Source organism: Stenotrophomonas maltophilia (assembly GCF_004920835.1).
GTDB classification, from domain to species: Bacteria; Pseudomonadota; Gammaproteobacteria; order Xanthomonadales; family Xanthomonadaceae; genus Stenotrophomonas; species Stenotrophomonas maltophilia_AQ.
In genome coordinates this window covers 72,462-85,056 of the sequence record NZ_QFHO01000002.1, presented here as the reverse complement: position 1 = coordinate 85,056, position 12,595 = coordinate 72,462, and the positions used below count along the sequence as shown (strand labels likewise).

At 66.0% G+C, this 12,595-nt stretch carries 11 protein-coding genes; 4 read left to right on the top strand and 7 right to left on the bottom strand.

All coding sequences use genetic code 11. From position 1 onward, the window contains the following. Positions 1-93 precede the first annotated feature (93 nt). Positions 94-684: a lysine transporter LysE gene (locus tag DI041_RS01885; RefSeq protein ID WP_248298497.1), complete on the top strand. Its 591-nt coding sequence runs from the start codon at positions 94-96 to the stop codon at positions 682-684. A gap of 207 nt (positions 685-891) precedes the next feature. On the opposite strand, the gene der is transcribed toward DI041_RS01885, so the two are convergent. The 7 genes from der to ndk form a co-directional block, all read right to left on the bottom strand. Further along, entirely contained in the window at positions 892-2,289 is a 1,398-nt protein-coding gene (der, locus tag DI041_RS01880; RefSeq protein ID WP_046986537.1) for a ribosome biogenesis GTPase Der, read from the bottom strand. Between the two features lie 16 nt (positions 2,290-2,305). Continuing rightward, positions 2,306-3,514 carry an outer membrane protein assembly factor BamB gene (bamB, locus tag DI041_RS01875; protein WP_012510800.1) on the bottom strand — a complete coding sequence of 403 codons (1,209 nt, stop codon included), beginning with the start codon at positions 3,512-3,514 and terminating at the stop codon, positions 2,306-2,308. Further along, a complete protein-coding gene (locus tag DI041_RS01870) occupies positions 3,514-4,152 on the bottom strand; it encodes a YfgM family protein (RefSeq protein ID WP_046986536.1) in 639 nt (212 codons plus the stop codon). Before DI041_RS01870 ends, bamB begins: the two co-directional genes overlap by 1 nt. A gap of 65 nt (positions 4,153-4,217) precedes the next feature. Continuing rightward, positions 4,218-5,087, bottom strand: a complete 870-nt coding sequence (locus tag DI041_RS01865) for a RodZ domain-containing protein (RefSeq protein ID WP_046986535.1) — start codon at positions 5,085-5,087, stop codon at positions 4,218-4,220. 18 nt (positions 5,088-5,105) lie between these two features. Next, entirely contained in the window at positions 5,106-5,891 is a 786-nt protein-coding gene (locus DI041_RS01860; protein WP_136639461.1) for a tetratricopeptide repeat protein, read from the bottom strand. Further along, on the bottom strand, positions 5,878-7,083 hold the full coding sequence (rlmN, locus tag DI041_RS01855; RefSeq protein ID WP_065723019.1) for a dual-specificity RNA methyltransferase RlmN: 1,206 nt from the start codon (positions 7,081-7,083) through the stop codon (positions 5,878-5,880). The genes DI041_RS01860 and rlmN overlap by 14 nt, the downstream gene beginning before the upstream one ends. Positions 7,084-7,093: 10 nt before the next feature. Beyond that, positions 7,094-7,519 (bottom strand): nucleoside-diphosphate kinase, encoded by a 426-nt coding sequence (ndk, locus tag DI041_RS01850; protein WP_008265389.1) that lies wholly within the window; start codon positions 7,517-7,519, stop codon positions 7,094-7,096. A 346-nt stretch (positions 7,520-7,865) separates the two neighbouring features. Between ndk and DI041_RS01845 the strand changes: the two genes are divergently transcribed. The 3 genes from DI041_RS01845 (at position 7,866) to DI041_RS01835 (ending at position 12,211) form a co-directional block, all read left to right on the top strand. Next, a complete protein-coding gene (locus tag DI041_RS01845; RefSeq protein WP_046986532.1) occupies positions 7,866-8,534 on the top strand; it encodes a TetR/AcrR family transcriptional regulator in 669 nt (222 codons plus the stop codon). 26 nt (positions 8,535-8,560) lie between these two features. Then, the gene (locus tag DI041_RS01840; protein ID WP_136639462.1) at positions 8,561-10,933 is read left to right on the top strand and encodes a 3-hydroxyacyl-CoA dehydrogenase/enoyl-CoA hydratase family protein; all 2,373 of its coding nucleotides are present in this window, start codon (positions 8,561-8,563) and stop codon (positions 10,931-10,933) included. A 69-nt stretch (positions 10,934-11,002) separates the two neighbouring features. Then, the gene (locus tag DI041_RS01835; protein ID WP_136639463.1) at positions 11,003-12,211 is read left to right on the top strand and encodes an acetyl-CoA C-acyltransferase; all 1,209 of its coding nucleotides are present in this window, start codon (positions 11,003-11,005) and stop codon (positions 12,209-12,211) included. Positions 12,212-12,595: the final 384 nt, after the last annotated feature.

Below are 12,595 nucleotides of genomic sequence, written 5' to 3'. Positions count from 1 at the left end.
GCGGCCGCTTCATTCGGCGCCGCACTCGGCACTGCGGTGATCTGTGCCATCACCTTCATGGCCGTGGGTGCGATGGCAAACGGTGGCATGTGGATGCTGGTGATGCAGTGCATCGGCTGCCTGATGCTGCTGCGCCTGGCCGGCATGTGCCTGCGCGATGCAGGCATGACCACGTTTTCGCCGGTTTCCCTGCAGATGCCCTGGGGCCTGGAAACCCGTACCCGCTGGCCGGGCATCGAAGCGGGATGCCTGCTGGCGCTCTCCAGCCCGGGCAGCTGGATGTTCCACTCTGCGAGCGCCGCGCTTCTCGCCGGCTTCATTGGTGACGCCGGAACCAAGGCCGCCTATGCCGGGTGGATGACCGGAGCCGTGCTGTCGTGCGGACTGTTGGCGGCATGGATCGGCAGCCATCCACGATGGCGGCAAGGCTGTTCCCACTTGCTTCCATGGCTGGAACATGCGGCCGGCTTGGTACTGGGCACCATATCGATCGCGTTCCTCGCCGGCGCGCTCGGTACCGCCATGATCTGGGCAAGCCTCACCGGGCAGGCGGGTTTGCCGGAATCGCTCCCGGCAGCACGCCAGGTCCAACCGCCCTCAACAGCACAGCACACCCGCAGGATCCCGTGCGCATGGCCGCATTGCCGCGCGCGTCGCGCAGCCCGCCGTGACCTGGACCTGTAGAACCGAGCCTACGCTCGGCTCACGCGCGCAGCGCGCCTCGTCAATCCGCGAAATGCAGCGGAGCATGGGCTCGGCTCTAAAGGACCGCCGCAAACGGACGGCAGCAGCGGTCCTGCATCCGGGGTCAGATCCCTTTTCCGAAGGAAAAGGCATCTGACCCCATTCCCCAGAACGAAAAAGGCGGCCCTGCGGCCGCCTTCTTCTGCATCACTTGCCCTTGACGTGCTTCATCAAGCGCCGCTTGGCCTTGACCTGCCGCTCGGTGAGGACGTTCTTCTTGCCCTCGTACGGGTTGGTACCCTCGCGGAAGATGAAGCTCACCGGCGTGCCGATCAGCTTGAAGCGCTTGCGGAAGAAGTTCTCCAGGTAGCGCTTGTAAGACTCCTGCAGTTCCTTCAGGCGGGTGCCGTGCACGATGAAGGTCGGCGGATTGGAACCGGCCGGGTGCACGTAACGCAGCTTGGAGACGTGGCCGCGGATGGTCGGCGGCGGATTGGTCTCGTAGGCCACTTCCAGCGCCTTGTTCACTTCGCTGGTGGTGAAGGTCTTGTTCGCCGATTCGTGCGCGCGGTGCACCGCACGGAACAGCTCACGCAGGCCCGAACCATGCTTGGCCGAGATGCGCACCGACTCAGCCCACGGCACGAAGCCCAGGCGAAGCGACAGCATGGTTTCCGCCTGCTCGCGCTGGTACTCGGTCAGGCCATCCCACTTGTTGATGGCGATCACCAGCGCGCGGCCGGCATCGAGCACGGCACCGAGCACGGTGGCGTCCTGGTCGGTCACGCCTTCGGTGGCATCGAGCATCAGCACGGCCACTTGGCACTGCTCGATCGACTGCATGGTCTTGACCACCGAGAACTTCTCGACGACCTCGTCCACGCGCGAGCGGCGGCGCAGGCCGGCGGTGTCGATCAGGCGGTACTCGCGGCCATCACGCTCCAGGTCCACGGCGATCGAGTCGCGGGTGGTACCCGGCACGTCGGAGGCAATCATGCGCTCCTCGCCGAGGATGCGATTGACCAGGGTCGACTTGCCCACGTTCGGGCGGCCGACAAAGGCGATGCGGATGCGGTTCGGATCGTTGTCCAGCTCTTCGCCGCTGCCTTCTTCCGGCAGGCGCTGCACCACTTCTTCGAGCAGGTCATCCAGGCCCTGGCGATGCGCGGCCGAGACGGTCAGCATTTCGCTGAAGCCGTAACGGGCGAATTCCGAACGCACGCTGTCCTCGTCGGTGCCGTCGATCTTGTTGATCAACAGCAGCGTCGGACGCGACAGCTTGCGCAGCCAGGCCAGGATCTCATCGTCCATGGCCGAGCTGCCGTCACGGGCATCGACCACGAACAGGATCAGATCGGCTTCCGCAGCGGCGGCACGGGCCTGGCGCGTGGTAGCGCCGGCCAGGCCTTCTTCCTCTTCCGCGATGCCGCCGGTGTCGACGACGAGGAAATGATTGTCCTCGTCGAGACGGCAGACGCCGTAGTTGCGGTCGCGGGTGACGCCGGGCTGGTCGTGGACCAGGGCGTCACGGGTGCGCGTAAGCGCATTGAAAATAGTCGACTTGCCGACATTCGGCCGTCCAACCAGGGCGACCAAAGGCAGCATCGCGATTACTCCATTTTTAATTTGCCAACCGGAAGGCGGTCAGCTTGCCATCCACGTTCTGCACCAGCAGCACCCCGTCTACGACGATTGGCTGGGCAAGCAGGGCGTCACCGCCGCTCTTTGCCCGTGCAGCCATCGCCCCATCGGCGGTCTTCAACCAGTGCACGTATCCCTTGTAGTCACCGACCACCACGTAGTCGCCGTGCAGCGCCGGGCCGGTCAGCGAACGACGCGCCAGCTCGGTCTGCGACCACATTGCTGCGCCGGTCGCCTTGTCCAGGCCGAACACGCCGCCCTTGTTGTCGGTGACGAAAACATTGCCCGACGAAACCGCCACGCCACCCGCGCCGCCATGGTCGCGCGCCCACAGCGGGCGACCGGTCGGGCCTTCGATGGCCATGGTCTGGTTCTTGAAGCTGCTCACATAGAGGGTGTTGCCCTCCAGCACCGGGGCGCCATCGACGTCGGCCATGCGCTCCAGCTCGGTACGGCCTTCGCCGTTGCCGAGGTTCTGTTCCCACAGGGTGCGGCCATCCTGCATGGCAAGCGCGGCAACCGCGCCTTCATCCTTGCCGATGAACAGCACGCCCGGACCGGTCACCACCGGCGCGTTGCCACGCACGGTCAGCGCCGGCAATTCGCTCGGGTTGAACCACTTCTGGGTGCCGTTGCCGACATCGAAAGCGGTCACACGGCCATCATTGCTGCGCACGAAGACCATGCCCTGGGCAACGGCCGGCGCGGCAATGACTTCACCCGGAACACGGGCGCGCCACTTCTCGCTGCCGTCGTTGATGTCCAGGGCGATGACCTGGCCATCGAGCGTGCCGATCACGACCAGGTTCTCACCGACACCCGGGCCGCCGGACAAGCGCAGCTTGGCCTTCTTCTTTTCCTTCTTCGGCTCCCAGGTCCAGACCTTCTTGCCGGTCTGCAGGTCGATGGCGTGGACGCCACCGGTGATCGCCGCGGCGAACACGTGGCCGTTGGCCACTGCCGGGCCCTGGCGCACGCCGATGCGGCGCTCGCCCTTGCCGAGGTTGACCGACCAGGCCTTGTTGACCTTCACGGAGGGCTCGAACTTGACCAGTTCAGCCGGCTCCTGGGCCTTCTTCGCTGCCGCGTCCTTGCCGGCGAACCAGCCCTTCACGGTGCTGCAGCCAGTCAACGCCATGCCCATCAGGAGCACGGTGGCGACGCGGGTGATCATGACCTTCTGACTCATCAAACCGACTCCGCAGGGGCGGCGACCGTGCCGCCAGCATCCATAACCTTGGTTTCCAGCAGGCGCCGCTGCGGCGCTGCCACGTCCAGCGTCTTCAGCGCTTTCTCGTACTGTGCACGGGCGTCATCGCGCTTGCCCTGCGCCATCAGCGCGTCGCCATGGATCTCCAGGCTGCTGCTGTCAGTGGCGCTGCCGAGCAGCTTGATGGCCTCGTCGCTCTTGCCGGTAGCCACCAGCAGGCGGGCCACGCGCTGGTCGACCACGCGCTGCAGGTCGCCTTCGACCTTCACGGCGCGCAGGGTGGCCAGCGCTTCTTCGTTCTTGCCGGCGTCGACCTGGGCCTTGGCCAGCTGCAGCGCCGCGAGGTCGCCGTAGATGCTGGACGGGCCGGCTTCGAGCGCCTTGACCGCCTTGGAGGCGTCGTCAAGCTTGTTCTGCTGAAGGCCGACCAGGGCCTTCTGATACTCGACATTGGCCGAGGCCAGCTTGCCGCCCTGATCCTTCTGGTACCACTGCCAACCGGCAATGGCACCGATGGCGATGACTACGCCACCGAGGATGCTGGCGCCATTCTTCCGCAGCCAGCTGCGGACGCGTTCACTTTGTTCGTGCTCGTCGAGCAGATCGTCGATCGCCATGCGTACTCTCGCCCCGCCCATCGGGAGGGACCATTGGGATTAATCGAAGGTGGTGAAACCGCGCCTCAGTGCGAAACCGGGACTACGGAGCCTTCAGAGGATACCTGAAAGCGTGCCACGTTGGCTCGCTGGTAGGGGGTCAGATCGACGATAGCGCCATTCTGCTGAACCTGGACCGCCGAGGCATTGCCCAAGGTAACGCGGGCAACCTGGCCCGGGGTGAAGCTGCGGCTCTCGCCGGACTTGATCAGCGCCTTCTCGACACTGGTACCGTCCGGGCCGCCGATATCGACCCAGCTGTCGCCATTGAACTGCATGTCCAGCGTATTGGCCGCGGCAGCAGCCGGGGCCGAACGCGGCACAGGAGCCAGCGAGGCCACGTACGGGGTTGCCGCCGGCTTGCTGGCCGGCGCAGCCGCCACTTCGACCGGCGTGGACGGCTCGATGCCTGCTGCGGACGGGGTCACCGGCACGGCGGCCGGCAGCGCATCCAGCGACGCGGTATTCGGCGCCGGGGTGGCACTGCCATCGAAGTGGCCACGGGTGGCGAACCACACCGGCACGGCCAGCACCGCGGTGATACCGACATAAAGCACGCGTCGCCCGAGGTTCTCGGCGATACGGCGCGCACGCGGGGTATGGGTATGGCTGACCAGGGTGGGCGGGACCACCGGCCCGACCTGGGCCTGCTCCAGCAGCTGGCCCACGTCCACATCCAGCAGGCGCGCATAGCTGCGCAACTGGCCGCGCACGAACACGGGCGCGCCGAGCTTCTGCCATTGTTCTTCTTCCAGCGACCTGACCACCTGGATCGGCATGCGCAGGCGCGAGCCGACATCTTCGAGGGTCAGTCCGGCCGCCTCACGGGCCTGGCGCAGGCGGGTGCCGCAGCCGGCCGCAGTCTCGAGAGCGCTCACAGTCTGGTCATCAATCACAATGCATCAACCCTGGAGTTAGGAGCCCGCTTCCTGCGGAAATTCCTGTCGAATCCGCTGAATATAGCGATCAGATGCCGCCCGATCACCCAGCCGCGCTTCGATTTGAGACGCAAGTTGTAACACGGAACGCGTTGCGGGTGCAGCTGCAATCCTACGTTCGGCGAAGGCCCGGGCCTCCATGTAGCGGCCCTGGCGGAAGCTCAGCTGGGCCATCGCCTCCAGCGCGACCGGGTTGCCGGGCAGCACTGCGAGTGCCGCGCGCAGGTCGCGCTCGGCACGATCGAGCTGGCCGGCATCCAGTGCGCAGCTTCCGGCATTGGCCTGTGCTTCGGCGGCCGCAGAGTTGCCCGGCGCCTGCCGCGCACGATCGAACCAGATCAGCGATTCGGCGGCACTGCCCTGCTGGCACAGCCAGGCACCGTAATTGTTGAGCACGTCACCACGCTGCGGCGCCAGCTCGGCAGCCTTGCGGAAGTTCTCGCCAGCCTGCTGGCTGCGACCGCGGCGTTCGTCGATGCCCGCAAGCAGGACCAGACCATCGGGGGCCGTGGGCACCAGCTTCTGCGCCTCACGTGCCTTGCGCTCAGCGGCGTCCAGATTGCCGGACTGGATGTCGCGGCCGGCCAGGGTCAGCAGCTCCTGCCAGCGCACCTGCTGGCGAACGCCATCCGGATCACGAACCGAGTAGACCGGCGCCTCACTGGGGCCCAGCTTGGCCTTCGGACGGGACTTGCAGCCGGTGACCGTGACGGCCAGCACGCCTGCGATCAGGACCAGCCAGAGGCGGTCAGGCCGCGGCATCGCTCCCCTTCCCCGCCTGCAGCGTCTTGTTGAACTCGGCCTGGCGACGGGTACGGTCCATCACCTGGCCCTTGAGCTGGCCACAGGCGGCGTCGATGTCGTCGCCACGGGTGCGGCGGACCATGGTCAGCACGTTGCTGTCGAGCAGGATCTTCTGGAAGGCGCGGATATGCGCTTCTTCCGAACGCTCGTAGCGGGTGCCCGGGAACGGGTTGAACGGGATCAGGTTGACCTTGCCCGAATCCTTGGCCTGCACCGCGTTGTCGAACTGGCGCATCAGGCGGGCCAGCTCGCGGGCATGCTCGGGCTTGTCGTTGATGCCCTTCATCAGGGTGTATTCGAAGGTGACCGATTCGCGGCGCTTGTTGGCGCGCAGGTAACGTGCGCACGAAGCCATCAGCTCGGCGATCGGATACTTCTTGTTGAGCGGCACCAGGGTCTCGCGCAGCGCATCGTTGGGCGCATGCAGCGACACCGCCAGCGACACGTCGCTTTCGGTGGACAGGCGGTCGATCTGCGGCACCAGGCCGGAGGTCGACAGGGTCACGCGCTTGTTGGCCAGGCCGTAGCCCAGGTCGTCGCGCATCACGCTCATGGCGCGCACGACGTTGTCGAAATTCATCAACGGCTCGCCCATGCCCATCATCACCACGTTGGTGAGGCGGCGCATCTGGTGCGGCACGTTGCCCAGGTGGCGCGCGGCAACCCACACCTGGCCGATGATCTCGGCGGTGGTCAGGTTGCGGTTGAAGCCCTGGGTGGCGGTGGAGCAGAACGTGCAGTTCAGGCCGCAACCGACCTGCGAGGACACGCACAGCGTGCCACGGGTCTTGTCGGGGATGTACACGGTCTCGATGGCGTTCTTGCCATCCACGCCCATCGCCAGCAGCCACTTGTGGGTGCCGTCGGCGGAGGGCTTGTCGAACACGATGTTCGGGACGAGGACCTCGGCATGCTCCTGCAGCTTGGCGCGCAGGACCTTGCCGAGGTCGGTCATCTCATCGAACTCGGTGACGTAGCGATGGTGGATCCACTTCATCACCTGATGGGCACGGAACTTCTTCTCGCCAAGAACCTCGACGAAAAACTTCTCCAGGCCCGCGCGATCGAGGTCGAGCAGGTTCTGCTTGCCAGCCGTGGGTGCCGACTTCGGCAGCGGCTGGATGGCGGGTGTCTGTACGACCTCGTTCACGGCATTACTCTCAGCGCGAAACGACTTCGGTGGCGGCGAAGAAGTAGGCGATTTCAATCGCTGCATTCTCGACCGAGTCCGAGCCGTGGGCGGCGTTGGCATCGATGGATTCGGCGAAGTCGGCGCGGATGGTGCCTGCGGCGGCTTCCTTCGGGTTGGTGGCGCCCAGCAGGTCGCGGTGGGCCAGGACGGCGTTCTCGCCCTCCAGGGCCTGGATCATCACCGGGCCGGAGATCATGAACTCGACCAGCGCGTTGAAGAACGGACGCTCGCGGTGCACGGCGTAGAAGCCTTCGGCTTCACGGCGCGACAGCTGCTTGTACTTGGCGGCCACGACCTTCAGGCCAGCCTTTTCGAAGCGGGCGTAGATTTCGCCGATGACGTTCTTGGCAACGGCGTCCGGCTTGATGATCGAAAGGGTGCGCTCCAGCGCCATGGGATGTCTCCAATGGAATCGGGCCGCTGATGGCCCGAAGGGTAACAAAAAAAAAGCCGCGTCGAAACGCGGGCTTAGCCTGATAAACGTGCGCGGATTGTAAGAGATATCGCGGCAGGGTGGTAGTGCCGGCCGCAGGGGTAGGATCCCCGCAGGGGCTCTGACTCCATTCCGGGGCCAGCACCGGGGTCGGAGCCCCGGGGGGGATCCGGCCCCAGCCACCACCCCATTCACCCACCTGAGCGGATTCTGACCATCCGGTCGATTTTTGCTGCACTGCAAAATGCCATACGCTACCGTCTGGTTCTAGTATCAAACAATCGTTTGATTAAGGTCCGCCCGCCCGATGGCCAAGCCCGCCCACTTCTCGACCAAGGACCGGATCCTCGGCGCCGCCGAGGAGCTGTTCGCCCAGCACGGTTTTGCCGGCACCTCGCTGCGCCAGGTCACCAGCCAGGCCGACGTCAACATCGCAGCGGTGAACTACCACTTCGGCTCCAAGGAAAACCTGGTCAACGAGGTCTTCCGCCGCCGCATGGACGAAATGACCGGCGCCCGCCTGTCGCAGCTCGAGCGCGCCCGCGCCGAGCACCCCGGCCAGCTGCGCCCGGTGCTGGCCGCCTTCGTCGAGCCGGCCCTGGCCATGGCCCAGGACCGGCAGAGCGGTGGCGCCTTCGTGCGTGTGATCGCGCGCGCCTATGCCGAGAAGAACGACAACCTGCGCAAGTTCCTGTCCGACCATTACGGCCATGTGCTGCGCGCGTTCGGCAAGGCCATCGCCGAATGCGTGCCCGGCCTGAGCAAGGAAGAGCTGTACTGGCGGCTGGATTTCCTGGCCGGTTCGCTCACCTATGCCATGGCCGACTTCGGGCTGATCAAACGTCCCGCCGGTGTCACCGAAGCGGCGCATCGTGCCCATGCCGCCCATGAACTGATCCATTTCGCCGAGGCCGGGTTCCGCGCCGCCGCACGCAGCGGCAGCGCCCTGCCCGCCTCCATTGATTCCACCCAGTAACTGCTGACCAACAAAGGCCCTACACCATGTCCAATTCCCTGCTAGTCCGCCGCGCCGCCGTGCTGGGTGCCGGCGTCATGGGTGCCCAGATCGCCGCCCACCTCACCAACGCTGGCGTCGACACCGTGCTGTTCGACCTGCCCGCCAAGGAAGGTCCGGCCGACGGCATCGTGCTGAAGGCGATCGCCAACCTGGGCAAGCTGAGCCCGGCGCCGCTGGCCAGCAAGTCGCTGGCTGAAGCCATCACCCCGGCCAACTACGAAGGCGGCCTGGAACAGCTGAAGGACTGCGACCTGATCATCGAGGCCATCGCCGAGCGCATGGACTGGAAGCAGGACCTGTACAAGAAGATCGCCCCGTTCGTGGCTGATCACGCGGTGCTGGCCTCCAACACCTCGGGCCTGGGCATCAACAAGCTGGCCGACGTGCTGCCCGAACAGCTGCGCCACCGCTTCTGCGGCGTGCACTTCTTCAACCCGCCGCGCTACATGCACCTGGCCGAGCTGATCCCGGCCACCACCACCGACGCCGCCGTGCTGGAAGGCCTGGAAGAATTCCTGGTCACCACCCTGGGCAAGGGCGTGGTGTACGCCAAGGACACCCCGAACTTCATCGGCAACCGCATCGGTGTGTTCTCGATCCTGTCGACCATCCACCACACCCAGCAGTTCGGCCTGGGCTTCGATGAAGTGGACGGCCTGACCGGCCCGCTGGTCGGTCGCCCGAAGTCGGCCACCTACCGCACCTCCGACGTGGTCGGCCTGGACACCATGGCCCACGTCATCAAGACCATGGGCGACACCCTGCCCAACGACCCGTGGCATGAATTCTTCAAGTCGCCGAAGTGGCTGGACGCGCTGATTGCCAAGGGCGCACTGGGCCAGAAGACCGGCGCCGGCATCTTCCGCAAGGTCGGCAAGGACATCGTGGTGCTGGACCTGGAAAAGCAGGACTACCGTCCGGCTGACCGCGCCGCCGCACCGGAAGTGGTCGAGATCCTGAAGATCAAGAACCCGGCCGAGAAGTTCGCCAAGCTGCGCGAGAGCCAGCACCCGCAGGCGCAGTTCCTGTGGGCGACCTTCCGCGACCTGTTCCACTACAGCGCCTACCACCTGGCCGACATCGCCGAGACCGCGCGCGACGTGGACCTGGCCATCCGCTGGGGCTACGGCTGGTCGCTGGGCCCGTTCGAAACCTGGCAGGCTGCCGGCTGGAAGCAGGTCGCACAGTGGATTGCCGATGACATCGTGGCCGGCAAGAGCATGAGCAACGCCCCGCTGCCGGATTGGGTGTTCGATGGCCGCGATGGCGTGCACGCCGCCGAGGGCAGCTACAGCCCGTCGCGCAATGCCAAGCTGCCGCGCTCGTCGCTGCCGGTGTACCAGCGCCAGCGCTTCCCCGATCCGCTGCTGGGTGAGAAGTTCGCGCCGGGCGAGACCGTGTTCGAGAACGACGGCCTGCGCATGTGGCACGACGGTGATGGCATTGCCGTGGTCAGCTTCAAGACCAAGATGAACACCGTCTCCGACCACGTGCTCGACGGCTTGCAGGAATGCGTGTCGCGTGCCGAGAAGGACTTCCAGGGCCTGGTGATCTGGCAGCAGAAGGAACCCTTCTCCGCCGGTGCCGACCTGGCCGGTGCGCTCGGCCTGCTGCAGGCCGGCAAGGTCGACCAGTTCGAAGCGATGGTGCACAACTTCCAGCGCACCAGCCAGCGCATCAAGTACTCGCTGGTGCCTGTGGTGGCTGCGGTGCGTGGCCTGGCCCTGGGTGGCGGCTGCGAGTTCCAGATGCACAGCGCCAAGACCGTGGCCTTCCTGGAAAGCTACATCGGTCTGGTCGAAGCCGGCGTCGGCCTGCTTCCGGCCGGTGGTGGCCTGAAGGAACTGGCCGTGCGTGCCTCGCAGGCCGCTGGCCCGGGCGGTGACGTGTTCGCCGAACTGAAGAAGACCTTCGAGACCGTGGCGATGGCCAAGGTGTCCAACTCGGCGGTCAACGCCCAGGAACTGGGCCTGCTGCGCAGCACCGACAAGGTGGTGTTCAACAGCTACGAGGCGCTGTACATCGCCAAGGCCGAAGCACGCGCCCTGGCCGAAGCGGGCTACCGTCCGCCGCTGCCGGCACGCCGCATCCAGGTGGCCGGTGACGTCGGCATCGCCACCTTCAAGATGATGCTGGTCAACATGCTGGAAGGCCGCTTCATCAGCCCGTACGACTACGAGATCGCCGAGCGCATCGCCACCGTGCTGTGCGGCGGCAAGGTCGACCGCGGCACCCTGGTCGACGAAGAGTGGCTGCTGACCCTGGAGCGCAAGCACTTCGTCGAACTGGCCCAGCAGGAAAAGACCCAGGCCCGCATCGCGCACATGCTCAAGACCGGCAAGCCGCTGCGGAACTGACGGAAGACATCGGTAGTGCCGGCCGCTGGCCGGCAACCTCTTCCAACCCCTATTCAAGAGATCACTGCAATGACCAAGCAAATCCAGGACGCCTACATCGTCGCCGCCACCCGCACCCCGGTTGGCAAGGCGCCCAAGGGCATGTTCCGCAACACCCGCCCCGACGACATGCTCGCCCACGTGCTGCGCAGCGTCGTCGCACAGGCCCCGGGCGTGGACGTCAACCGCATCGATGACGCGATCATCGGCTGCGCCATGCCCGAAGCCGAGCAGGGCATGAACGTGGCCCGCATCGGCGTGCTGCTGGCCGGCCTGCCCAACACCATCGCCGCACAGACCGTGAACCGCTTCTGCTCGTCCGGCCTGCAGGCCGTGGCGCAGGCCGCCGACGCGATCCGCCTCGGCAACGCCGACCTGATGCTGGCCGGTGGCACCGAGTCGATGTCGATGGTGCCGATGATGGGCAACAAGATCGCGATGGCCCCGAGCGTGTTCGACAACGACCACGTCGCCATCGCCTACGGCATGGGCATCACCGCCGAGAAGGTCGCTGAAGAGTGGAAGGTCTCGCGCGAAGAACAGGACGCGTTCGCCCTGGCCTCGCACCAGAAGGCCATGGCCGCCATCCAGAACGGCGAGTTCAAGGATGAGATCAGCCCGTACGAAATCGTCTCGCACCTGCCGGACCTGGCCGATGGCCAGCGCATCATCACCCGCAACAAGGTAGCCGACACTGACGAAGGCCCGCGCCCGGATTCCTCGGCCGAAAGCCTGGCCAAGCTGCGCCCGGTGTTCCGCAACGGCCAGTTCGGCGGCACCGTCACTGCCGGCAACTCCTCGCAGATGAGCGATGGCGCCGGCGCGGTACTGCTGGCGTCGGAACAGGCAATCAAGGATTACGGCCTGACCCCGCTGGCCCGCTTCGTCAGCTTCTCGGTGGCCGGCGTGCGTCCGGAAGTGATGGGCATCGGCCCGATCGCCGCGATCCCGAAGGCACTGAAGCAGGCCGGCCTGACCCAGGACCAGCTGGACTGGATTGAGCTCAACGAAGCCTTCGCCGCGCAGTCGCTGGCGGTGATCCGCGATTGCGGCCTGGACCCGAGCAAGGTCAACCCGTTGGGCGGCGCGATCGCCCTGGGCCATCCGCTGGGCGCAACCGGCGCGATCCGTACCGCGACCCTGCTGCACGGCCTGCGTCGTCGCCAGCAGAAGTACGGCATGGTGACGATGTGCATCGGCACCGGCATGGGTGCGGCGGGTATTTTCGAGGCGCTGTAAGGTTCAAGGCGTTGCCTCGTTGGGCTTCAAGGCGTGGGCCGGGTTGGCAGGGCTACCCGGGACACGCCGTGAACCCCCCTCCGGGGTCCGGCCCAGCCGCTAGCGGCTGTGCGTTCGGGCGCTTGCGAAGCAGTGCTTCGCAACCAAAGCGCCCTCACCCTTGGGGGCTCGATGGCGCCATCCATGGCGCCAACGGTCCCGGGCAGCCTCACCCACCCGCGCCATCCATCATTCCGCGCGGCGGAGGGGGGAGCAAAGGCAGGATCAAGAGCTGGGGTCAGAGCCCTTTGCTACGCAAAGGGATCCGACCCCGACTCGACGCTCGCGGAAACGAAAAAGGCAGCCATCGGCTGCCTTTTTTGCTTTTGCTCTTGCCCTTGATTC